Raw genomic sequence first — 21,217 nt, 5'->3', positions numbered from 1 at the left:
TGCTCATTTGAACAGAACTCAAGTGATCACTTGAGTATGAGGACGACCTAATTCTGTAAATCTGTTCAATACGGCTATGCGTGCATGAATCTCATTCACCTGACTCGGAAAACTCCTTGCTGTTAATTTATCGCCTAATAATTTAATGCAATACATCTTAGTTTCTACCAAACTTCGACGATGATAACCAGACCACTTTTTCCAAAGCGTTCTTCCCAAACGTTTCACTGTTTTTAGTAATTCATTCCGCTCTAAAGATCTCAATTTCTGATCTTTCCATGGCTTTGCATTTTTCCTTGGTGGAATGATCGCATGTGCAGCTCGATCTAAAATGACTTGTCTGCAGTGCTTCGTATCGTAAGCACCATCGGTATAGACCGAATCAATTCGTTCATCTAAAGGAATTTGAGCAAGTAAATCACCGAGTACTTGCGAATCGCTCACATTATTTGTAGTAAGCTGTACTGCACGTATTTGCAGGGTTTCAGCATCGATACCAATATGTAGCTTACGCCATTGGCGATGATATTCAGGTCCATGTTTCCTACGTTTCCATTCACCTTCACCTAGAAACTTCAAGCCAGTTGAGTTTACAAGTAGATGTAACCCATCACTATTTTTTTGATAGCTAATCGCAATATCAATATGTTTTTGTCTTCGACAAAGCGTACTGTAATCTGGCGCTGTCCAACTTAATCCACATAGTTTAATCAGGCTTTGAACAAAACCTGTGACCATGCGTAGAGAGAGTCTGAATAAAGATTTGATCATTAAACAGCATTGAATAGCGGTGTCTGAGTAAGTTTGACTTCGACCTTGCTTGCCTTGTGATTGTGCATACCACTGAGTGTTTGGATCGAACCAAATAGCAATATTCCCACGATTAATGAGAGCTCTGTTATATGCGGGCCAATTGGTTGTGCGGTAGATTTTGTGTGTAGGCTTCTTCATTTGAAAATTATATTGCTGAAGAAGCCGTCTATGCTAGGTTTGTGCAACAAAGTCACTTTAAATTCACTTTTATAACTAAGCAAAGCCACAATTAATCAAAAATTATGATAAGATCAGCTTTCTTAAAAAATGTGTTTTTTATAAAGATGAATTGCTTAGGTAATTTTTACTGTCTTTAGCACATTTTATTATTTTTTCTTTTTTTTAATTCACATCCTATTTTGAACAGATTTTTAATCGCTCAATTTAGGATTGTATTTGCTTATCTTTATAATGCTTATATTTCAAATCCTAAATTGTGACACTCAAAATTGGAGAGGTAATTAAGAACTCAAAACTAATGGAGATAGCAATGGATCGAATTGCAATTATTGGTGCTGGCCCAAGTGGCATGGCCCAATTAAGAGCGTTTCAGTCAGCAAAGGCCAAAGGTCTACAAGTTCCTGAAATTGTATGTTTCGAAAAACAAAATGATTGGGGCGGGCTATGGAACTATACTTGGCGCACTGGTATAGATGAACATGGGGAACCTGTCCACGGCAGTATGTACCGCTATTTATGGTCAAATGGCCCCAAAGAAGCGCTAGAATTTGCCGATTATACTTTTGATGAACATTTCAAAAAACCAATCGCTTCATATCCGCCACGTGCAGTACTGTGGGATTACATCAAAGGCCGTGCAGAAAAAGCACAGGTCAAAGATTTAGTCCGTTTCAATAGTGCCGTTCAGCATATTGCCTATGATGAAACAACGCAAAAATTCACGGTAGATGTCGAAGATTATGCACAACAACAGCACTATTCAGAACAATTTGATTATGTTGTCGTTGCATCTGGACACTTCTCTACCCCACGTGTTCCTGTTTATGAAGGCTTTGATCAATTCCATGGTCGCATTTTGCACGCACACGACTTCCGTGATGCGCTGGAATTTAAAGGTAAGTCTGTGTTATTGGTTGGCAGCAGCTACTCTGCCGAAGACATTGGTTCACAATGTTATAAATACGGTGCTAAGCAAATTTACAGTTGCTATCGCAGTAAAGCCATGGGTTTTAAATGGCCTAAAAACTGGTCTGAAAAGCCACAATTACTGCGTGTAGATGAAAATACTGCTTATTTTGGTGATGGAACATCTGCCAAAATTGATGCCATTATTTTATGCACAGGCTATTTGCACCACTTCCCATTTATTGAAGATAACCTACGCCTCAGAACACATAACTGCCTTTATCCGCAGGGTTTATATCAGGGTGTGGTGTGGGAAAAGAATCCTCGCTTGTTCTACTTGGGCATGCAAGATCAATGGTACACCTTCAATATGTTCGATGCGCAAGCATGGTTTGTCCGTGATGTGATTTTGGGCAAAATTACTTTACCAAGCACGGCAGAAATGCAGAGCCATACGCAGACCTTACATGAAAAAGAGCAGCGCCTATTGAACGATGAACAATCTGCCCGCTTCCAAGGCGATTACATCAAACGCCTGATTGCGCAGACGGACTATCCATCATTCAATATTGATGCAGTGCATGATATTTTCATGCAATGGAAAAAGCATAAAAAAGAAAACATTATGGGCTTTAGAGATAAAGTCTATCGCTCAGTAATGACTGGAAAAATGGCTAAGCCACATCACACGCCATGGTTATATGCGCTAGATGATTCTTTAGAAAGCTATTTGGAAGATGAAGCGCAGCGTGAAGCGATGTAAGGCTTAATCACAAAAAGCCACACAATACGCAGCAAAATAGCCAACAAGCCCCATAAGTTATGGTCATGGGGTTTGTTGTTTGGACTGCCACCACTCTCCGAGACAAATAAGGCCGTACAGCCTTTACGACGTAACAACCCTGATGAACATGAACCTCTCGAAGCAAAGAAAGAAATCCTTTGCCTTAAAGCACCGAACGTTTCAATTGCTTCGGTCGCTTTGCAACATGGATTGAATACAAATCTTGTATCCAAATGGATTCGCTTAATTGATGGTAAGCCAGGGAATGATCGCTCACCACTACCGAATAAACCTGCATTTATTGCCTTATCTTGCTCTGCACCATTAGATCCTACTCCTACTGACATGTTAACGGTTCAAATTACTTTACCCCACTCAAAAGCAGAAATTGGCTTGAAATGGCAAGTATCAGAAATATCTGCTTTAGCAGAATTACTCAAGGCACTTGCAACATGATCCATATCGATGAAATCTGGCTCTCTACCCAGCCGATGGACATGCGTGCGGGTATGGATACTGCCATGGCTCAGGTGCTGAGAGCCTTTGGCTCGATCAAACCGCATTGCGCCTACCTGTTCTGTAATAAGCGTGGCCATCGCATGAAAGTGCTGGTGCATGATGGATTGGGCATCTGGCTGTGTGCCCGGCGGCTGGAACAGGGAAAATTCCACTGGGCTAAAGTTCACCAGGGTGAAAACGTAGCCCTCAGCCCAGAGCAGTTGCAGGCACTGATCCAGGGTTTACCCTGGCAGAGAATTGGACGACAGCAGGTGGTGACGATGCTCTAAACCAGGCTCGTACATTCTGCTATTCTCCAAACGTTCTATTTCATTCTCTTCATGACCTCAGGCATACTGCGGTCATGAAAACGCTGCCTGATTTAAACCAACTGACCCATGAACAACTGCTGGAATTCACCCGGCAGTTGGCGATGCAGCATCAACAACTCGCAGAAGATAAACAACAATTAGATGCTCAAGTTCAACATCTTGAAGTCACCAATCAGCAATTAGATTCGGCTTTGTTGCATAAATATGTAAGCATCTGATTTAAATAAATTTAATTTTGGATCAAAAAATAATCAAAACCTTTAAAATCATATAGTTATGAAATCTTTGTGCAACAAAGCCATTAAGCTGTAGACAATTTGGCTGGCACAGAATTTTGCACACTACCTAAGCCAATAATTCAAATTATGGAATCATCGGCTTAAGCAGGATTCGGGTTATTTATTTTCTCTAATTATTTTTGAAAAAACTTTGACTTTTTCTAAAGTTGCGATCATCCCTTTATTAAAGAAAGTATTGACGAGCGCTGAACCAATAACAATAAGATCTACTTTATTGGCTAATGCTTTAACATGACTTGCATTTTTGATCCCAAAGCCAATTGCAACAGGAATATTAAAAATCGGCTTAATTTCAGTCATCTTTTTCTCAAGATTAGACAAATTTAATTCTCCTCCTGTTAAGCCATTTTCTGCAATATGATATAAAAAACCTGTCGCGCGCGCTGAAATTTGCTCTAACCTTTCAACTGGGGTAGTCGGCGCTGTCATTGCAATTAAATGCATATTTTTTTCATTTAATTGCACCTCAAATTTTTCTCGATATCCATATGGAGCATCTAAAATCAATATTCCATCTATAAGATTTTCTGTTTCGGCGATAAGTGTCTCAAAACCATATTGCATCATCGGATTTAAATAAGTCATGAAAATTATTGGTGTCTGGTCATCATGTAGTCTTATTGCTTTTACCAACTCAATGGTCTGTTTTACCGTTTGACCTGCACCTAAAGCCCTAAAATGCGCTGCCTGAATGATCTCTCCATCTGCCACTGGATCAGAAAATGGAATACCCACTTCAATAATGTCAGCCCCTGCTTGACCCAATTGGCTTAACAGACGACAACTTGCTGTAAAATTAGGATCTCCAGCAGTAAAATAACAGACCAGACCGCTTCGATTTTCCAGTTTCAATTGCTCTAATTTTTGATCTAGACGGTTCATGCTGTAGCTCCTGCAAGATATTTTTTGACCGTGTTTAAGTCTTTGTCTCCTCTGCCACTTAAATTGACAATAATGAGCTGTTCTGGCTGCATTTCTTGAGCAAGTTGAATCGCATATGCAATCGCATGAGAACTCTCAAGCGCAGGAATAATACCCTCCTGTTGACTTAAAAGCTGAAATGCATTTACAGCCTCTTGATCGGTTATAGCCGTATATGTCACACGTCCTGTTTCAAACAGAATGCCATGCTCTGGACCAACACCAGGATAATCCAATCCAGCTGATACAGAGTGCCCTTCTAAAATCTGCCCATCGAAGTCTTGTAATAAATAGGTTAAATTGCCATGTAGCACACCGACCTGACCTTTGCAAATAGAGGCGGCATGTTCATCGCTATTTATTCCTTTTCCACCTGCCTCAACGCCAAACATTTTGACATTCAGGTCTTCTAGAAAAGGATGCATCAACCCTAGTGCATTTGATCCCCCACCCACGCAAGCAACTAGAGCATCAGGCAGCCTATTTTCTTTCAGGAGTATTTGGTTTCTGGCTTCTAGACCAATAATTTTCTGAAATTCTCTGACCATCGTCGGATATGGGTGAGGGCCTGCGCCAGTACCCAACAGGTAATAGGTTGTATCCACATGACGAATCCAGTCACGTAATGCTTCGTTCATGGCATCTTTTAAAGTCCCACGACCCTTTTGAACACTTCTGACTTCAGCACCGAGTAATTTCATGCGCTCAACATTCATTTGTTGGCGCTGAATATCTGTTTCTCCCATAAAAATGGTACATTTCATCTTAAACAGCGCGCAAACCGTTGCTGTTGCAACACCATGTTGCCCAGCACCAGTTTCTGCAATGATTCTGGTTTTCCCCATAAATTTGGCTAATAAGATTTGGCCTACACAATTATTGATCTTATGCGCACCCGTATGGTTCAAATCTTCTCGCTTGAAATATATTCGAGCGCCGCCTGCATAAGCTGTTAGGTTTTTTGCATAAAAAAGAGGACTAGGACGACCAACAAAGTCCGTTAAAATCTGCTGATATTCAGCCCAAAATTCAGGTTTGTGCCGAACATTATTAAAGACTTGCTCTAATTCTTGAAGTGCTGGCATTAAGCTCTCTGGCATGTAACATCCGCCAAATTTACCAAAAAATCCTAAGTCATCAGGACCATTACCTGTATAAGGGGTTGTCATCTCATATCTCTTTTACTATCAAAACTTGTTCGATCTTAAAATATTTTCATTTTGATGATAATTGATATATTTTGAGCTTATGGTGTTAGAAAATTTTACAACATGAAACGCAGAACATTACCTCCTCTTAATGCTTTAAAAGCTTTCGAAGCTGTCGCCAGAAATAAAAGTTTCAGCTTAGCTGCCGAAGAATTATGTGTCACCCATAGTGCGATTAGCCATCAAATAAAGCAGTTAGAAGAATGGTTGGATAAAAAATTGTTTATTCGACATTCCTCGACCATCTCTCTGACGGCAGATGCCGAAGAATTATCGCTCGTTTGTATGGAGCTTTTTAATCGTTTAGAACAATGCGTCTTTGAGTTAACAAATAAAACTTCAGAAGTAGAAGTTGTCATAGGCGCTTCTCATAGTTTTATGGCAAATTGGCTGATTCCTCGATTAGAAAAGCTCGAAGTCATTTATCCCAATATCCATATCAAATTAATGACATGTAATGACTTAAAATTGTTAGAAAAAGAGAAGGTTGACATATTTATCAATAGCGTCAGTGAGCATCATCTACTTCCCAACTTTTTGAATAAATATCTGTTATTTCCCGATAACATGGGTCCTATTTGTAATCGTGAAATAAATCTTCTTCATTCCGTAAATGATCTTTTAAACTATCCATTACTTCATACCCACTCAAATAAAAGTGCATGGCATACATGGTTTGATCAGTTTCAAATAAGCTTTTGCCCAAAATCCAATGACCGTTATTTTGATAGTCTGAATTTAATGATAGAAGCTACCGTGTCTGGGTTAGGAATTGCCATAGCACCTCAAATTCTAGTAGAAAAAGAAATGTTAAATGGAAAGATCATTGCCCCTTTTGGTTTTATCTATTGTGACTATAATTTTTATGCAATGGTCAGAAAAAATAATGAAAATCGTGATGTTATGAATATCATTAATTGGTTAATGGCCGAAGAAAAAAGTTAAACATTTAATCTTTGATTTGAAAAATTCTATTCAATTGCTCATCTATAACGTCTATTTCACATTCTATTCACGCTGTGCTGCCTAAGGTATAAACATACACTTCATACGGACACTGATGATGAGACTTGTAAAAACACTAATTGCTACAGCCTTATCCTTGCCGCTTCTGTTGTTAGCCGGATGTAAAAGTATTCCCAGTTATTCAGCCGATTACGCCCAATCCAGAAATGGTATTCAGGGGATAGCGCTGGATCAGGCTAAAGCTCAGGATATCGGCCTCCGCTTTACCTCAGCCTTTAATACCTTGGGCACACCTGAATTCGTTGAAAATGCTGGAGCACTGTATGCCGACCAGCTGTTTATTAACGATACGCTATCGCAATTTTCATCCCGTCAAAATCTACTCGAGCACTTTCAAGGCATGAACAAACGGGTCAGCAAGGTCAGCGTCAAGCTGTTAAACGCTTCTTATCATCAGGACTCTACCTATGTGCACTGGCATATGGCCTATGATTTTAAATTGTTCGGCACGACCCGCAGTATGGACTCTTACGGTATCAGTGAAATCAAGATCAACGAAAACAACAAGATTATTTTCCAGCAGGATTTCTGGGACCCTGCGAATGGCCTGTACCGTTCTCTGCCTTACGTTGGAGGGGTCTACTCATGGCTACTGCCTTTCAAAAAATAGCGATTAGTACAGCGTTAGTGATGGGATGTAGCTTCTGTCCATGGGCACAGGCACAAAGCCTGAATCAATGCGGCAATGGTCCGCTGATGGTGGGTCAAAAACAGGTCGGTATGGCCAGTTATTTTGCCCAAAACTGTAGTCAGTCCTGGAAAGAACAGAGTATCCAGATGGATTTTTCCTATACTCAAAATATTCCGGAATGGGCATTCAAACGAGCTGCTACGCATCTGCTCAAGCGTAACGTTAAGGACCCCAACATCCAGGCTATTTTTAATCCGATCACCGAGTTATATCGTCCAGTGAGATCAGGTGATCTGTACCGTTTAAAATACAACCATTACACACAAACCCTAAGTTTATCCCTCAATCGGAAAGACTTGGGGCAGCTGCAGCATCCTCTAGCCCAGCAATATTTTAATATCTGGCTTGGTCCGCAGCCATTTAGTGCTAAATTAAAACAGCAATTATTAAATTAGTATCCGCAGCTATGTCCAAACATTTTATCCTGATGGTGGAAGACCATTATGAACTGGCCTCTACCTTGTGCGAGTTTCTTGAAGAACACGATTTTGTGGTCGATCATGCCCGAAATCTGCATGCTGCACGCCAGTTATTAAAACAACAGCGTTATCATGTTCTACTCTTGGACATTAATTTGCCTGATGGTTCTGGCTATGAACTGTGTGAATGGTTACGCAATGAAGAAGGTCTGGACCTACCAGTATTGATGCTCACTGCCCGTGATACCCTGGATGACAAACTGAAAGGCTTCAATTCCGGTACAGATGATTACCTGGTCAAGCCTTTCGATTTTAACGAGCTAGTGGTACGGGTCAAAGCCCTGATCAAGCGTTCGCTGGGTGAAGTCTCTAGTAGCCGTCTGCAAATTCACGATCTGGTTCTGGATCCGGCCAGACAGCAGCTAACCCGTTCTGGTCAAACCATTGAGCTGCCTCCGATTCAATTTAAATTGTTAAAACTCTTGATGCGCCATTCCCCTAAAGTGCTGACCAAGCAGGAAATTATGATGGAGCTTTGGGGCGATGAAGAACCAGAAAGTGATGCGTTACGCAGTCATATCTATAATCTACGTAAGATGGTTGATAAGCCTTTTGAGCAGAAGCTGATTCATACCATATCTGGTGTCGGTTTAAAAATTGCTTTAGAGTCTTAATATTTTCAAACGGAAACTTCGTTTAAATACACTACTACAATCAGTCCGGTCGTCATCGCAAGATCAACATCCTGATGGGTGCTGAGATAATACTGCCGGTCAAACAACTCCACCCGCCAGCCCAGCTGCTTGCACAGCTTCTGTACCAGTTGCAGGCCAATGCCATGTCCTTTGATTTCCAGTTGCAGCTGCTGTCCGGAAAGCTCTTGAACTTTGGCGTTATTCGGCCAAGGAATGCCGACCCCATCATCGGCAATCAGTACTTTATTTTTTTGCAGAATGACGTCAATTTCTGTGCCTTGCGAATAATTCAGCGCATTGCGCAGAATATTGCCAAACACCATTTTGGTCATCGATGGATAAAGCTTACGTGGCTGTTCATCGAGGTCTTTTTGTAGATCAATCTGCATGCCTTTGTTATGGCTAACGCTGTCCAGATCTTGCACCAGATTGTCCAGTAACTGGGACAGCATGCTTGGTTCGGCAGTTAAAGTATTGGTGGTATTGCGGGCAATCGCCAGCAAAGTATCGACCAGCAGCTGCATATCTTCAATGGTATTGTGCAGGCGGGTAAAGGACTTGTTGTCACCATAGCGTGCCTGGCACAGCTGCACATTGCCCTTTAAAATGGTCAGTGGCGTACGCAGCTCATGGCTGACATCACCGGTAAACTCGCGTTCACGCTGAATAAACTCGCTTAAGACGTGATGGTATTTTTCTAATGCCTGCTTGAGATATTCCGCTTCCAGATTGGAGTCGGTACGGATGTCCTGAAACGGGGAAGCCTGATTTTTCTGGTGTTCCCAGTCAATATGCTCCAGCGCATTGGCTAGGCGGGTAATCGGGGAAAAATAGCGCCGAGCACGGCGATTCCACCACCACAGCACGCTATACAGCACAAATAGGCTGACCATCAGTGGTGCCAGACCAAACAGCCAGACCAGCTTGTTGACGTTGCTTTCGCCAAATACCAGCAACACATGCTGTCCATCTTTTTCACCATAAACGGTCATGCGTTCCTTACCATCGACAAAACGCCGGTTCACCCCTTGCTCAAGCTGCATATGCCGAAATTGGACCGGCGGCACATCGTTCCAGCGGTAACCATATAGGTTTTTGGTGTCGGGCAGTTCAGCAGCTGGATTACGTTCCAGCCGCTGCCAGTAGTGTGACATTTCTTGTTCCAGCGCAGTTTTGAGCAAGGAACCCTTGATTACCCAGGCACTACAGGCAATCCCGATCACCACAGATAGGGCAATGAATCCGATTTGCAGCCAATAGTAGCGGTTAAACACCTCACCCAAAGGATGATCGCGTTTGTCCCTAAACAGCTTTAACATTGCTAGATTCCCCGCTGGCCCATCCGATTCATTGTTCAATTATATGGCTTTTTTCTTAAACAGAAAGTGGCCGATCACCCATTCACGTCCATGGTCATAACCAAACAGTTCGGCACAGGCCATAAAGAAAATCCGCCAGCGTTGCCACCAGATGGCGGCATCTGCACCATAGGTCTGTTCAAACAGGGGCTGCAGCTCGACCTGTTTCCGGTCCATGTTCTCCAGCCAGGCATTTGCGGTGCGTTCATACTGCGTGCCGGCCCATTGCCAGTGCTGCTCTAATTGCAAATGCTGCTGGAAATGCAGAAAGGTCGAAGCTGCCGGCATCAGTCCGCCACTAAAGAAATATCTCGACATCCAGTCGAATTCATTTTTCACTTCAAACGGATAATGCAGGAAACGGTGACAGAAAATATGGCACCAGAGCAGACCATCCGCTTTCAGCCAGCTGCTGATATTTTCAAACAGTTTCTGGTAATTACGTACGTGTTCAAACATTTCCACCGAAACCACGCGGTCAAAGGACACGGGTTCCAGTTGCAGCACATTGACGTCGCAGGTGATCACCGTCAGGTTCTGCAGTTTTTTCAGACGCGCCTGTTCCTGAATATACTGTCGCTGGGTCGAGGAATTCGACACCACCGTGATACGGGCCTTGGGATAATGCTCGGCCATATACAGACTCAAAGATCCCCAGCCACAGCCAATTTCCAGAATATCCTGTCCATCTTTTAACTGTGCACGCTGGCAATAGCTGGCCAGTGCCGCTTCTTCCGCCTGATCCAGCGTGGTATGAGTATGTTCAAACAGGCTGGCACTGTATTTCAGACGCTTGCCCAGTACTGCCTGGAAAAATGCGGTGGGCAGTTCATAGTGCTGTTCATTGGCCTTGTCGGTCTCGATGGCAATCTCGCTGTTTTTCAGCATATGCAGCACATCCATATAGCGCCGGGCTGCCAGTGCCGGGTCAAAGCGTCCTTCCTGTGCCAGACGTTTTTTGCTTAGGCTGCGAATGCCGGCGCGAATGACCGAATCGGGCAGCTTGCCGCTTTCGACCAGTTTTAAAGATTGTTGAATCATAAAGTCCATGTATTTACCTACTGTTTGGGTGGCCACGGAATAAACATTGAAGTTCGTCGTTGATAGTCTTTATAGTTGTCGCCGCGATGTGCCAGCGCCTGTTGTTCACTAAAGGGAATCCCGGTGATGTAGTACAGAAACAGCCACATCAGCAGCGGATAAATCCATAATCCATAGGCACCTGCTGCCAGACCAAGGACCGGATAGGCAAACCAGTGCAGCCATTCAAAGAAATAATTGGGATGGCGCGAGTATTTCCAGAGTCCCCGATCCATGGTTTTACCTTGATTCTGTGGATCTAGCTTAAAACGGTAAAGTTGCTGATCGGCAGTGCTTTCGCCTATCAAAGCGGATAGCATGATCATGCCCGCCACAATCACAGTGACCAAAGTCCAGTCATTCCATTGCTCGGTCGAGATACTTAACAGCTTCAGCATTGGGTAAGAAAACAGTAGAGCCAATCCTGCCTGAAATATAAAAAACACCAGAAAACCAAGATGCTGATACTCCCCCATCGCTCGGCGCATGTTGGCATAACGCGTGTCTTCTTGGGTTTCACTGGCATAGCGCCGTAACAGATGCCAAGTCAGCCGTGAAAACCAGATCCCACTCGCCAGTCCCAGAAATAAGCGAACCAACATCGGTGCACTGTCAATCGCCCAAGCGGCAATAATCACATTGAGGGCAATACTGAAACTCCAAGCGACATCGACCAGCCCTGCTCTACGGTTATAGGTCACCAACACCCAGCTACAGAGCATGATAAAGACATTCAGCATCAGTAAGTTCAGCAGCATTTCGGCCCTCCTGCTTTATCTTGGCTTAGTAGGCACTGGCTTCGAACAGCAGATGTACATCACTGATCACGCCTTCGCGGAAGCCACCTTCGCAATAACACAGATAAAAATCCCACATGCGGATAAAACGCTCATCAAAGCCAAGCCCAAGTACCTGATCATGCTGCTGCAAGAAACGCTGACGCCAACACTTCAGGGTTTGTGCATAGCTTTGACCAATATCTTCCAGATGCTTGAGACGCAGTTTTTGCTCAGAAGCTGCCTGAGTCATGACACTGATGCAGGGAATAAAACTGCCCGGGAAAATATAACGCTTGATGTAGTCCACGGTATTCAGGGCTTTGGCATAGCGGGCATCTTCAATGGTGATGGCCTGAATCAGTGCCAGACCACTTGGTTTCAGCAATTCACGGCATTTGTTGAAATATGTCTGTAAATACTGCTCACCCACAGCCTCGATCATTTCAATCGACACCAGCTTGTCGTATTTGCCCTCCAACAGACGGTAATCTTTCAGTTGGACATCCACGCGATGGGATAGTCCCGCTGCCTCTATTCGCGCGACCGCTTCATCATATTGTGCTTGGGAGATGGTAATAGTGGTGACCTTACAGCCATAATGCTGTGCTGCGTAAATGGCAAAACCACCCCATCCGCTGCCAATCTCAACTAAATGATCCATCGGTTTCAGCTGCAGTTTCTGGCAAATCAGTTCTTTTTTATAATCGGAGGCCTGTTCCAGACTCATGCCCGGTTCTTTAAATACCGCACTGGAATACATCATGCTGCTATCCAGGAACAGCTTGAAAAAGTCATTGCTCAGGTCATAATGCTCGGCAATATTTTTACGGCTGCCATCAATTGAGTTTTTGCGGGATTTGTACCAGGTCTTTAATAATAACTGGCTGGCCTTGGCCAGCGCATTCTGGTTCATCCGGTCCAACACATCGCGGTTACGCGCCAGAATGCGAATCACATTAACCAGATCTTCACTGCTCCAGTAGCCGCGAATAAAACCTTCGGCAGCACCCAGTACGCCATTACGGAACAGCAGATCCATCAGACGGACATCATGCACCTGTATCACCGCCTGTAAATCGCTATTTTCCCCGACAGCCCCGTTCCAGACGCCTTTAAAAATCAGCTGACCATGGCGTAATTTCAGCAGGTGGCGCAGTACCACCGGCAGTGTGCTTTGCTCTCCCATGAATAGTGTCTTCATCGCAATGTGTTTCCTTTTTCTTTTTTAGGATGTCGGTAAAACGGAATTTTCTTTTTCCATAAACGAAAGGCGTGCAGATAAATTCCGCTGACCATCCTGAAGGGTTCAAGAACTTTCAGTACAGCATAGCGATGCTGCTGTGAAGGAACCGTGATGGCCTGCAAGGAAAATTTCAGGGTGGCATCGAATTGCAAGATTCCCTGCTCAAACAGCTGCATATGAATCACGTTCTGCCGATCCGAAAAGCTGAAGCGCCAGCGATAATCCAGCCCCATCGGCATGAACGGCGACACATGAAAGGCCTTTTTAAAGTCAAACTGGTGACTCTGGTACGGCGCATGTTCGTCTGCATTGTTCCGGCAGTCGTGAATGTAGACCTGTCGTTCATTCCACGGTGTGTTGGTGATTTCACTCAGCACAAAGAGCAACTGGTCGGTGGCACCAAAGACCAGATAAAACACTACGGAATTGAAACGGAAACCCAGTGTGCGCGGCAAGGCCAGCACCCGGATGGAAGCGGCATGCGGTAACAGATAGTTTTCCCGCTTGATTAGCAGGCGTGCAACTTTCTGCCGGATTGAACCACATTCCATGCTCAGAAAATCGCGCTCATCCAGGGTCAGAAAATTCCAGCGGCTGGAAGACCAGAGCCAGGATTTTTGGGTAAAGCTTGAGAGCTGATCCGGATCAAAGTATAGATAGGTCAGCCGGGTCTCAAAAGCATGCACTTTGGGCAAGAAACGGCGATGCCGGATTTCTGCAGAGGCAATCGCCAGTGGAAACATTTGCATCATATCCTCCTAGGCGGCCTGCTCGGTCTGTTTTAAGAGCTGATCGACCACCCATGCAGCGCTACGGGCACCATCTTCATGAAAGCCCCAGCCCCAGTAAGCGCCACAGTATGAGGTGCGGTTCTGGCTATTGATCTCGGCCCAGCGTTGTTGTGCTTCAATCGCGGAGGCATCAAACACCGGATGACGGTAATGCCGTTCGACCCAGACCTTTTTCGGATCCAAGGCAAAGTTAGGATTCAGGGTGGCAAAGACCTGGGTTTTGCAGTTCAGGTTTTGCAACTGGTTCATCCAGTAACTGAAACCATAGTGCATACCGCTGTGCTGGAATGGCGTCTGTTCAGCTGCCTGACTCGGGGTGACGTGCACATGCCAGCTGGCCCATTGACGACGGGATTTGGGCATGATAGAGGTATCGGAATGTACCACCATACGGTTAGCCTGATAGCGGAACTTGCCCAGCACGTCCAGCTCCTGCGCTGTCGGATCTTTAAGTAGTTTCAGGCTGTCGTCAGCATGACTGGCAAAGATTACCCAGTCAAAACGCTCACTGCCCTGTGCTGTTTCAACCAGTACATCATTGGAACTACGGGATACATGCAGAACACCCGTTTTGCGGAAGGTGATATTCGCCTGGGACTGAATCGCACGAACATAGCGAGCTGATCCCCCCTTGACCGTGAGCCATAAGGGACGGTCTTTCAATTGCAACATGCGATGGTGCTGGAAAAAGCTTACCACGAACTTATAAGGAATCTGTCCAGCTTGTTCCACCGGACAAGACCACAGCGCTCCACACATCGGATAGAGATGTTCCTGACGGAAGGCATCGCTATAACCATGTTGATTTAAATGCTCATCAATACTGAGCTGTGCATCGACCTGTTCCACATCCAGATCTTTATTGGCCGCATAGAAACGGAACAGATCCGACAACATCGCGCGAAAATCTGCATTAAAAAAGTTTTGAGGTCGGAACAACAGCGAGAATTTTTTTGAAGGATTGTACTGTAAGCCACTGACCTGATTATTCACCGAAAAGCCCATGTCACTGCTTTGCGATTGAATCCCAAGTTCTTTCAGCATGGCACAGAACAGTGGATAGTTATGCTCATTAAACACAATAAAGCCGCTATCCACCGCGACCTGTTCACCGTCTATGTTGAGCTGATGGGTATCGGTATGACCGCCGAAGTAGTTATTCTTTTCGAAGACGGTCACGTCATGCACTTTGCTGAGTTTCCAGGCGGCATACAGACCGGAAATACCCGAACCAATAATCGCAATTTTCATGATGATTCCTTCGATTGAATTGTTTGAGTGCCTGCTGTAGCGGATTTTTTCTGTTTTCGAACTTGAGCAATTTTACTGACTTCATATATCCGTGCCGGAATGGGCTTAATTCCCCAGACTAGTCCGAACCAGGACATGAGTTTCAGCAGGTAATAGGTCACATCAATCTGCCACCAGTAAAAGCCCTGTCGGGTGCTACCAGCATAGTAGTGATGGTTGTTATGCCAGCCTTCGCCCAAGGTAATGATGGACAGAAATAAGTTGTTGCGGCTGTGATCATCCGTGTCAAAATCTCGGCTGCCATAATGATGCGCCAGTGAATTGATACACAAGGTGGCATGGATCAGTAACACGGTAGACACGACAAAGCCCCACACTAGCAATTGCAGGCCTGATGTACCAAGTTGCGGCCAGGTGATGGCCACCCACTCCCCGAGTGCATAAATTCCTCCCGCGGTCAGCAGCACCACAATTAAACTGAAGCGGTCCAGCCAGATCAGTTCCGGATATTTCAGCCAGTCCTTGATCACTTCTTTACGCGTGGCAAAATTATATTCATTTAAAAACCAGCCGACATGGCTGTACCAAAAACCATGTGTTGAGGAGTGTGGATCTTGTAGTGTATCGGTATAGCGGTGGTGATAACGGTGATGGGCCGCCCACCATAGCGGACCACGCTGTGCACTCATAGTTCCAATTAACACAAACAGGAATTGCACCGGACGCGAAGTCTGAAAAGTTTTATGTGACAGATAGCGATGAAAAAAGGCCGTAATGGAAAACATGCGGATTAGGTAGAATGCGAGCATGAAACCCAGTGCAAACCACGATACCCCCACCCAGAATACTGCCAGACAGGCCAGATGCAGTAGAATAAAGGGTAAAATTCTGAACCACTGAATTTTACTATTTTCAGCAGTCAGGGTTTTGGGCGCTGTGGGTGTAGACCAGCTGTCTATCCATCGCATCAGACTTTTCAACATGGACTCATCCTAATTTTAAGCGACTGTCTTTATTCTGTTTGATGAGTGTAATCAGCCAGATATGAATTTTATGTGAAGTGAAAAAAAGCCGAACTGTAAGAGTCTAGGCAGTTCGGCCAAAGGGTAGCAGATTAATGCGGTAATTTGATTAACTTTGTGATGTCGTAACCATAGTGTTTCGCAGTCTCCAGATACGACTGGTAGGTGGCTTCATCCAGTTGCGGTTCACGTGACAAAATCCACAGGTATTTACTGCTTGGTCCACCTACTAGCGCCACTTTATATTCCGGGTCAACTCTTAACACCCAATAATGACCTTTGGTAAAAGGCATCCAGCGCAAACCTTGCGGCAAAAAGCTGACCTTGAGTTTGCTGTTCCCTTCATTTTGTGGATAGGCAATACCTTCGGAGCTGATCATCTCTCCACTGGCAATACGGCAGCTATTTAATACGCCCATAGTCTGATCGGCATTGACAGTGTATTGTGCCGAGATATTCGATACGCATTTACGCTGAAAATACATCGGTAGATGCGCAATTTCATACCACTTGCCCGCATACCGTTGGATATCTACCTGATCGACTGCCTGAGGTGGAACCGTTTCAGCTTGCGTAGTAAAGCTTAAGCTGATTATCGCCAGCGTTGTCGCTGCCAAAACAGACTTGAATAGCATCTTCATTTTTTAGCCTTGTTTGATTTTAGGCTTAAGATAACTCAACAGCATGTGAACAAAGCGTGAAGACGAAATGATGTGATTCAGGAGGCGTGCTGCTAAAAAAGTCCTAGACTGGTTTCCGGGTTAAAGCCATTCTTTGCTGTCATCTGCCACAGGGGTACCATGCATCACATGCTGAATCATGGCATAGGCAATACTGCCCTTGAACGGAATTTCGGGTAACTGATCAAATTTGAAAAACTGCGCATCGCTCAGTTCATTTTCCTGAATTTGAATGTCCCCTGTATGATATTCTGCCTTGAAGGCCATCATCAGATTGCTGGGAAACGGCCACGGCTGGCTGGCCAGATATTGAATATTTTTGATCTGTAGCCCCACTTCTTCTAGCGTTTCACGGCGTACTGCCTCCTCCAAGGTTTCGCCCACTTCGACAAATCCAGCAATCAGACTGTACATCTGGGTTTTATTGCGGGCATTTTTCGCCAGCAGAATTTCATCTGTACCCCGGGTGATGATGGTAATCACGCAAGGATTCACCCGTGGATACTGGTTATAGCCACAGGATGGACAGACCATGGCATACTGACTGGCGTGCTGCTGGGTCGGGTGGCCACATTTACTGCAAAAGCGGTGATTACGGCGCCATTCCAGTAACTGTACCGCACGGCTGGCCTGTTCAAACTGCGGCCTGCTCCAGACCTGTACCAGTTGCCGGATCGGGACCAGTTGACAACCTTCGGGCACTATTTCATCTTCTTTTAGATCGCGTGCAATGACCTGGCCATTTTCCGACAGGTTCAGGTCGTGCTGCAGTCTTTCCACTTGCGGCAACTGGAAATGATCATCTACCAGCAATTGCTGCTGTCTAAAAATATACGCTTTTGAATGCATGCTCATGACAATTCCCTGATTAAAAAAAATCCCATACAGAGGGGTGTATGGGACAAAACTAAGGAAGCTTACATGGAGTAACTTCACGGAATATACTAGGCGCACGTTGCCTGAATTACAACCATAATAATTTGTATCTTTTTGATTAAAATCACATAATTTTCACAACAATTATGTCTTCAGGAATAATGCGAAGCGAATTTCATCAACTGGATGTAGCATTATAGAGATGAACACTCTGTTATTGTAGCAATCATGATTCATGTGCAATGTCAGCAGATCATCTGGTCGGGTTGAATTTACTGAACATGCGGACTGATCTGTGTTTTCACAAAAAATTGAACTGTCTGGCTTTACACTAGACTATCTTTGATCGGGTCTGGAAGGGCTATGCGTTTCGGTTTAATTTTAGGTGACCAGCTTCATCATCAGCTCGCTACGCTTAAAGCGCTGGACCGTACCCGGGATGTGATCCTGATGGCCGAAGTGGTTGAGGAAGCGACTTATGTCGCCCATCATCCGCAGAAAATTGCCCTGATTTTTAGCGCAATGCGGCATTTTGCCAAAGAGCTCAAAGCGGAAGGCTGGCGTGTACGTTACCATGCTTTTCAGTACGGCAGTCCGATTCGTAGCCTGCTGGATTTCGTACAGGCACAGCAACTGCTGTTCCCCGTCACAGAATTGGTAATGACCCGATGCGGGGAATACCGCCTGCAGCAGCAGATTGAAAAGCACTGGAGCCAGCAGCTGCAACTGCCGGTACAGTGTCTGGATGACGATCGTTTTTTCTGTAGCCCGGAGCAGTTCCGGCACTGGGCCAGCCGCTACCAGACGTTGCGCATGGAATATTTTTACCGGGAAATGCGTAAACAGACCGGTTATTTGATGCAGAGACAGCAGCCGCTTGGACAACAGTGGAACTATGACAGCGCCAATCGCAAGGCATGGTCAGGCACTCCACCATTGCCTCCAACACTTCATTTTGAACGCGATCAGATTGATCTGGATATAATGCAAATGGTTGAGCGCGAGTTTCCGCTTCACGCTGGCAGCCTTGACAACTTCCGCTGGGCCACCACACGTAGCAATGCTCTGCTTGCACTGGAGCATTTCATTACCCACAGTTTGCCGCATTTTGGAGATTATCAGGATGCCATGGTTCAGGGTGCAGACATGCTGTTTCACAGCCTGCTCTCGCCTTATCTAAACTGTGGCTTGCTGCTGCCGCGAGAAGTCTGTGATGCCGCAGAAACGGCCTACTATGCCGGTCATGCACCACTGAATGCAGTGGAAGGTTTTATCAGGCAAATCCTCGGCTGGCGCGAATATGTCCGCGGAATTTACTGGCTGTACATGCCGGAGTATGCCAGCCGCAATGCGCTGCAGTACTCAACCCCGTTGCCACAATTTTACTGGACTGGCCGCACTCAGATGAACTGCATGGCTGAGTGTTTCCGTAATACTTTTCAGCATGCGTATGCACATCATATTCAGCGTTTGATGGTGACTGGAAATTTTGCCCTGTTAACGGGTGTAGACCCGCAGCAGATCAGTGAGTGGTATCTGGCAGTATATGCCGACGCCTATGCATGGGTAGAACTACCGAACACCTTGGGCATGGTAATGCATGCCGATGGTGGCTTAATGGCCAGCAAGCCCTATGGGGCTTCGGGCAATTATATCCATAAGATGTCGGATTACTGCAAGCACTGTAGCTACAATGTCAAAACCCGTACCGAACCGGACAGCTGTCCTTTCAACAGCCTGTACTGGTATTTCATGATCCGGCATGAAGCGACATTCCGTACTCATCCACGTATGTGCATGATCTATCGACAGCTGGACAAGCTTAAAGATCGGCCTCAGATTATCAGCCATGCCCAGCAACTTCTTAGCCGGATTGATGAGTTATAAACCATGAAAAAACAGCATTTTCCTGAAAAAATCTGTATGCACTGTTTGCGTCCTTTTACTTGGCGCAAAAAATGGCAACGCTGCTGGGAGGAAGTCAGATACTGTTCTGAACGATGTAAACGTGAGTCCAGACAGCGGTCAAAATCAAACGCTTAGAAACGCTTGTATTGCCGTGAACAATAGGCCCGTATCACGTCGGGTGAACGCAGTTGCAGATGTTTGGTTTTTCGGCCGGTGACGCGTCCACGCCACATTTTAAAACTCGATGCTTTCATATTTTGCCGCATCAAGCGGATCACCGCCGCTTCATTTAAACCATACTCACATAAAATAGCTTCAAAAGGAGTTCTATCTTCCCAAGCCATTTCTATAATTCTGGATAAGTCCTCTTCAGAAAATTGATTCATACCATTCTCGTTTTTAATCATCACGAAGCGTCAATAAGCTTTATCGACTTTAATCTGACTAAAAGAATAACAATACAATCATGAATTTTTTGTGATTTTTCTCTAGTTTACGGACTCAGCACGAATAAAAGGGCTAGTTAAACTAGCCCTGTTAAGTCTTAGTTACCTCTATAAGTCGAATATCCATAAGGACTTAAAAGTAGAGGAATATGATAATGGCTGACACTTCCATCTACCTTAAAAATTACAGGAACTTCAGGAAAGAAAGTATCTTGCTTATTTTTTTTAAACCAGTCCTCAGTTTTAAAAGTAACTTTATAAATACCGGCTTCAAGCTTCTGATTTTCAGGAAACAATCCAGTAATACGGCCATTAGGACCAGTATATTGCTGATTTAACTTCACCCATTTATTCCCAGTACTTTTTTCGAGTACCACTTCGACTTGAGCTGAGGGTAGACCATTTTCTAGATTCAACACATGCACACTTAAAGGGTTAGTTTGTGCGAAAGTCATTGAGGTCAACAATAGTGTTGAAAGTGGCAATAATTTTTTAAACATGATGAATTCCTTAAGGATTGAAAATAGACTTAACAGCTGTTTCAGCGCAGTAATGGTCATTTTTTGCACCCCCTGCTCCGGCAACGCCAATGGCACCGACCACCTGATTTTCATAACTCACAGGTAGGCCGCCACCCAACAGCAGTAGATTAGATAAGGTGGTTAAATTTTTTGCATCCTTGTTTTCATTGGCATTTTGACTTAACAACATAGTCGCCGTTTTGGTCGATAAGGCGGTATAGGCTTTCTTTTCAGCTGCGCCCAAATTATGCGGTCCGACAGTTTCATGCCTGTTTGCCATTAACGTATTTCCGCCCCGATCCACCACCACCACAGCGATATTGTGCTGTATTTTTTGACACGCAGTCACCGCAGCATCCGTAAGAGTTCGTGCTGACTGAGAATCAAGTGAATAAACTTGATTGAATTGAACGGATTGTGCAAAAGTACTGCTACTCATCAGCATTACTGTTGCAATAAGCCCTTTGAGTTTGTTCATCATGATTGCCCT

General features: G+C 44.7%; 24 protein-coding genes and 1 pseudogene. 10 read left to right on the top strand and 15 right to left on the bottom strand.

The window, feature by feature from the left end:
* Positions 1 to 18 precede the first annotated feature (18 nt).
* Complete coding sequence (locus ACVLR6_RS06155; protein ID WP_035363243.1) at positions 19 to 951, bottom strand: IS5 family transposase; 933 nt, start codon at positions 949 to 951, stop codon at positions 19 to 21.
* A 352-nt stretch (positions 952 to 1,303) separates the two neighbouring features.
* Between ACVLR6_RS06155 and ACVLR6_RS06150 the strand changes: the two genes are divergently transcribed.
* From ACVLR6_RS06150 to ACVLR6_RS06135, 4 genes and pseudogenes are all read left to right on the top strand, one after another.
* Positions 1,304 to 2,662, top strand: coding sequence for an NAD(P)-binding domain-containing protein (locus tag ACVLR6_RS06150; RefSeq protein ID WP_005177227.1), 1,359 nt, complete (start codon positions 1,304 to 1,306; stop codon positions 2,660 to 2,662).
* A 72-nt stretch (positions 2,663 to 2,734) separates the two neighbouring features.
* Positions 2,735 to 3,139, top strand: a complete 405-nt coding sequence (locus tag ACVLR6_RS06145; RefSeq protein ID WP_227523651.1) for an IS66 family insertion sequence element accessory protein TnpB — start codon at positions 2,735 to 2,737, stop codon at positions 3,137 to 3,139.
* Positions 3,136 to 3,471 (top strand): IS66 family insertion sequence element accessory protein TnpB, encoded by a 336-nt coding sequence (tnpB, locus tag ACVLR6_RS06140; protein WP_157797526.1) that lies wholly within the window; start codon positions 3,136 to 3,138, stop codon positions 3,469 to 3,471. The genes ACVLR6_RS06145 and tnpB overlap by 4 nt, the downstream gene beginning before the upstream one ends.
* Positions 3,472 to 3,545: 74 nt before the next feature.
* Positions 3,546 to 3,713: pseudogene (locus ACVLR6_RS06135) on the top strand (IS66 family transposase); the annotation flags it as partial.
* Between the two features lie 195 nt (positions 3,714 to 3,908).
* On the opposite strand, the gene trpA reads toward ACVLR6_RS06135, so the two are convergent.
* Both trpA and trpB read right to left on the bottom strand, forming a co-directional pair.
* Entirely contained in the window at positions 3,909 to 4,694 is a 786-nt protein-coding gene (gene trpA / locus ACVLR6_RS06130; RefSeq protein WP_455996039.1) for a tryptophan synthase subunit alpha, read from the bottom strand.
* On the bottom strand, positions 4,691 to 5,902 hold the full coding sequence (gene trpB / locus ACVLR6_RS06125) for a tryptophan synthase subunit beta (RefSeq protein WP_455996037.1): 1,212 nt from the start codon (positions 5,900 to 5,902) through the stop codon (positions 4,691 to 4,693). The genes trpA and trpB overlap by 4 nt, the downstream gene beginning before the upstream one ends.
* 102 nt (positions 5,903 to 6,004) lie before the next feature.
* Here trpB and ACVLR6_RS06120 point away from each other — a divergent pair, with 102 nt between their 5' ends.
* The 4 genes from ACVLR6_RS06120 (at position 6,005) to ACVLR6_RS06105 (ending at position 8,751) form a co-directional block, all read left to right on the top strand.
* Entirely contained in the window at positions 6,005 to 6,886 is an 882-nt protein-coding gene (locus ACVLR6_RS06120; protein ID WP_455996035.1) for a LysR family transcriptional regulator, read from the top strand.
* A gap of 118 nt (positions 6,887 to 7,004) precedes the next feature.
* The gene (locus ACVLR6_RS06115; protein WP_455996033.1) at positions 7,005 to 7,577 is read left to right on the top strand and encodes a nuclear transport factor 2 family protein; all 573 of its coding nucleotides are present in this window, start codon (positions 7,005 to 7,007) and stop codon (positions 7,575 to 7,577) included.
* The gene (locus ACVLR6_RS06110; RefSeq protein ID WP_455996031.1) at positions 7,553 to 8,053 is read left to right on the top strand and encodes a chalcone isomerase family protein; all 501 of its coding nucleotides are present in this window, start codon (positions 7,553 to 7,555) and stop codon (positions 8,051 to 8,053) included. Before ACVLR6_RS06115 ends, ACVLR6_RS06110 begins: the two co-directional genes overlap by 25 nt.
* A gap of 11 nt (positions 8,054 to 8,064) precedes the next feature.
* Positions 8,065 to 8,751 carry a response regulator transcription factor gene (locus tag ACVLR6_RS06105; protein ID WP_160243324.1) on the top strand — a complete coding sequence of 229 codons (687 nt, stop codon included), beginning with the start codon at positions 8,065 to 8,067 and terminating at the stop codon, positions 8,749 to 8,751.
* A gap of 5 nt (positions 8,752 to 8,756) precedes the next feature.
* On the opposite strand, the gene ACVLR6_RS06100 is transcribed toward ACVLR6_RS06105, so the two are convergent.
* From ACVLR6_RS06100 to nudC, 9 genes are all read right to left on the bottom strand, one after another.
* Positions 8,757 to 10,091 (bottom strand): sensor histidine kinase, encoded by a 1,335-nt coding sequence (locus ACVLR6_RS06100; protein ID WP_168398642.1) that lies wholly within the window; start codon positions 10,089 to 10,091, stop codon positions 8,757 to 8,759.
* A 39-nt stretch (positions 10,092 to 10,130) separates the two neighbouring features.
* Positions 10,131 to 11,180 carry an SAM-dependent methyltransferase gene (locus tag ACVLR6_RS06095; RefSeq protein ID WP_411687108.1) on the bottom strand — a complete coding sequence of 350 codons (1,050 nt, stop codon included), beginning with the start codon at positions 11,178 to 11,180 and terminating at the stop codon, positions 10,131 to 10,133.
* Between the two features lie 8 nt (positions 11,181 to 11,188).
* Positions 11,189 to 11,968 (bottom strand): DUF1295 domain-containing protein, encoded by a 780-nt coding sequence (locus ACVLR6_RS06090; RefSeq protein ID WP_455996029.1) that lies wholly within the window; start codon positions 11,966 to 11,968, stop codon positions 11,189 to 11,191.
* A gap of 25 nt (positions 11,969 to 11,993) precedes the next feature.
* On the bottom strand, positions 11,994 to 13,190 hold the full coding sequence (locus tag ACVLR6_RS06085) for an SAM-dependent methyltransferase (RefSeq protein ID WP_168416372.1): 1,197 nt from the start codon (positions 13,188 to 13,190) through the stop codon (positions 11,994 to 11,996).
* Entirely contained in the window at positions 13,187 to 13,981 is a 795-nt protein-coding gene (locus ACVLR6_RS06080) for a DUF1365 domain-containing protein (protein WP_168397583.1), read from the bottom strand. The genes ACVLR6_RS06085 and ACVLR6_RS06080 overlap by 4 nt, the downstream gene beginning before the upstream one ends.
* A 9-nt stretch (positions 13,982 to 13,990) precedes the next feature.
* Positions 13,991 to 15,274 (bottom strand): NAD(P)/FAD-dependent oxidoreductase, encoded by a 1,284-nt coding sequence (locus ACVLR6_RS06075; RefSeq protein ID WP_168397582.1) that lies wholly within the window; start codon positions 15,272 to 15,274, stop codon positions 13,991 to 13,993.
* Positions 15,271 to 16,257 (bottom strand): acyl-CoA desaturase, encoded by a 987-nt coding sequence (locus ACVLR6_RS06070; RefSeq protein WP_168397581.1) that lies wholly within the window; start codon positions 16,255 to 16,257, stop codon positions 15,271 to 15,273. Before ACVLR6_RS06070 ends, ACVLR6_RS06075 begins: the two co-directional genes overlap by 4 nt.
* A 131-nt stretch (positions 16,258 to 16,388) precedes the next feature.
* Complete coding sequence (locus tag ACVLR6_RS06065; RefSeq protein ID WP_411687111.1) at positions 16,389 to 16,937, bottom strand: lipocalin family protein; 549 nt, start codon at positions 16,935 to 16,937, stop codon at positions 16,389 to 16,391.
* Positions 16,938 to 17,057: 120 nt separating this feature from the next.
* Positions 17,058 to 17,831 (bottom strand): NAD(+) diphosphatase, encoded by a 774-nt coding sequence (nudC, locus tag ACVLR6_RS06060; protein WP_455996028.1) that lies wholly within the window; start codon positions 17,829 to 17,831, stop codon positions 17,058 to 17,060.
* A 384-nt stretch (positions 17,832 to 18,215) separates the two neighbouring features.
* On the opposite strand from nudC, the gene ACVLR6_RS06055 reads away from it, so the two are divergent.
* Complete coding sequence (locus ACVLR6_RS06055; RefSeq protein ID WP_455996026.1) at positions 18,216 to 19,739, top strand: cryptochrome/photolyase family protein; 1,524 nt, start codon at positions 18,216 to 18,218, stop codon at positions 19,737 to 19,739.
* 3 nt (positions 19,740 to 19,742) lie between these two features.
* Positions 19,743 to 19,895: a DUF2256 domain-containing protein gene (locus tag ACVLR6_RS06050; RefSeq protein ID WP_078194309.1), complete on the top strand. Its 153-nt coding sequence runs from the start codon at positions 19,743 to 19,745 to the stop codon at positions 19,893 to 19,895.
* Here the strand turns inward: ACVLR6_RS06050 and ACVLR6_RS06045 are convergent.
* The 3 genes from ACVLR6_RS06045 to ACVLR6_RS06035 all read right to left on the bottom strand — a co-directional run bounded on the left by ACVLR6_RS06045 (position 19,892) and on the right by ACVLR6_RS06035 (position 21,205).
* A complete protein-coding gene (locus ACVLR6_RS06045) occupies positions 19,892 to 20,146 on the bottom strand; it encodes a TIGR03643 family protein (protein ID WP_078194347.1) in 255 nt (84 codons plus the stop codon). The genes ACVLR6_RS06050 and ACVLR6_RS06045 overlap by 4 nt on opposite strands.
* A gap of 158 nt (positions 20,147 to 20,304) precedes the next feature.
* Complete coding sequence (gene uraH, locus ACVLR6_RS06040) at positions 20,305 to 20,706, bottom strand: hydroxyisourate hydrolase (RefSeq protein ID WP_004981585.1); 402 nt, start codon at positions 20,704 to 20,706, stop codon at positions 20,305 to 20,307.
* 10 nt (positions 20,707 to 20,716) lie between these two features.
* On the bottom strand, positions 20,717 to 21,205 hold the full coding sequence (locus ACVLR6_RS06035) for a GlcG/HbpS family heme-binding protein (RefSeq protein WP_171263817.1): 489 nt from the start codon (positions 21,203 to 21,205) through the stop codon (positions 20,717 to 20,719).
* Positions 21,206 to 21,217: the final 12 nt, after the last annotated feature.

Source organism: Acinetobacter sp. T63, assembly GCF_053852345.1.
Note: the sequence above shows the minus strand (reverse complement) of the source record. Positions and strands in the feature narration are given on the sequence as shown.

Bases quoted from the DNA above. Each gene is read 5' to 3' on its own strand.
- ACVLR6_RS06155 (WP_035363243.1), bottom strand. From the start codon at position 951: ATGAAGAAGCCTACACACAAAATCTACCGCACAACCAATTGGCCCGCA.
- ACVLR6_RS06150 (WP_005177227.1), top strand. From the start codon at position 1,304: ATGGATCGAATTGCAATTATTGGTGCTGGCCCAAGTGGCATGGCCCAA.
- tnpB (WP_157797526.1), top strand. From the start codon at position 3,136: ATGATCCATATCGATGAAATCTGGCTCTCTACCCAGCCGATGGACATG.
- trpA (WP_455996039.1), bottom strand. From the start codon at position 4,694: ATGAACCGTCTAGATCAAAAATTAGAGCAATTGAAACTGGAAAATCGA.
- trpB (WP_455996037.1), bottom strand. From the start codon at position 5,902: ATGACAACCCCTTATACAGGTAATGGTCCTGATGACTTAGGATTTTTT.
- ACVLR6_RS06120 (WP_455996035.1), top strand. From the start codon at position 6,005: ATGAAACGCAGAACATTACCTCCTCTTAATGCTTTAAAAGCTTTCGAA.
- ACVLR6_RS06115 (WP_455996033.1), top strand. From the start codon at position 7,005: ATGAGACTTGTAAAAACACTAATTGCTACAGCCTTATCCTTGCCGCTT.
- ACVLR6_RS06110 (WP_455996031.1), top strand. From the start codon at position 7,553: ATGGCTACTGCCTTTCAAAAAATAGCGATTAGTACAGCGTTAGTGATG.
- ACVLR6_RS06105 (WP_160243324.1), top strand. From the start codon at position 8,065: ATGTCCAAACATTTTATCCTGATGGTGGAAGACCATTATGAACTGGCC.
- ACVLR6_RS06100 (WP_168398642.1), bottom strand. From the start codon at position 10,091: ATGTTAAAGCTGTTTAGGGACAAACGCGATCATCCTTTGGGTGAGGTG.
- ACVLR6_RS06095 (WP_411687108.1), bottom strand. From the start codon at position 11,180: ATGGACTTTATGATTCAACAATCTTTAAAACTGGTCGAAAGCGGCAAG.
- ACVLR6_RS06090 (WP_455996029.1), bottom strand. From the start codon at position 11,968: ATGCTGCTGAACTTACTGATGCTGAATGTCTTTATCATGCTCTGTAGC.
- ACVLR6_RS06085 (WP_168416372.1), bottom strand. From the start codon at position 13,190: ATGAAGACACTATTCATGGGAGAGCAAAGCACACTGCCGGTGGTACTG.
- ACVLR6_RS06080 (WP_168397583.1), bottom strand. From the start codon at position 13,981: ATGCAAATGTTTCCACTGGCGATTGCCTCTGCAGAAATCCGGCATCGC.
- ACVLR6_RS06075 (WP_168397582.1), bottom strand. From the start codon at position 15,274: ATGAAAATTGCGATTATTGGTTCGGGTATTTCCGGTCTGTATGCCGCC.
- ACVLR6_RS06070 (WP_168397581.1), bottom strand. From the start codon at position 16,257: ATGTTGAAAAGTCTGATGCGATGGATAGACAGCTGGTCTACACCCACA.
- ACVLR6_RS06065 (WP_411687111.1), bottom strand. From the start codon at position 16,937: ATGAAGATGCTATTCAAGTCTGTTTTGGCAGCGACAACGCTGGCGATA.
- nudC (WP_455996028.1), bottom strand. From the start codon at position 17,831: ATGAGCATGCATTCAAAAGCGTATATTTTTAGACAGCAGCAATTGCTG.
- ACVLR6_RS06055 (WP_455996026.1), top strand. From the start codon at position 18,216: ATGCGTTTCGGTTTAATTTTAGGTGACCAGCTTCATCATCAGCTCGCT.
- ACVLR6_RS06050 (WP_078194309.1), top strand. From the start codon at position 19,743: ATGAAAAAACAGCATTTTCCTGAAAAAATCTGTATGCACTGTTTGCGT.
- ACVLR6_RS06045 (WP_078194347.1), bottom strand. From the start codon at position 20,146: ATGAATCAATTTTCTGAAGAGGACTTATCCAGAATTATAGAAATGGCT.
- uraH (WP_004981585.1), bottom strand. From the start codon at position 20,706: ATGTTTAAAAAATTATTGCCACTTTCAACACTATTGTTGACCTCAATG.
- ACVLR6_RS06035 (WP_171263817.1), bottom strand. From the start codon at position 21,205: ATGAACAAACTCAAAGGGCTTATTGCAACAGTAATGCTGATGAGTAGC.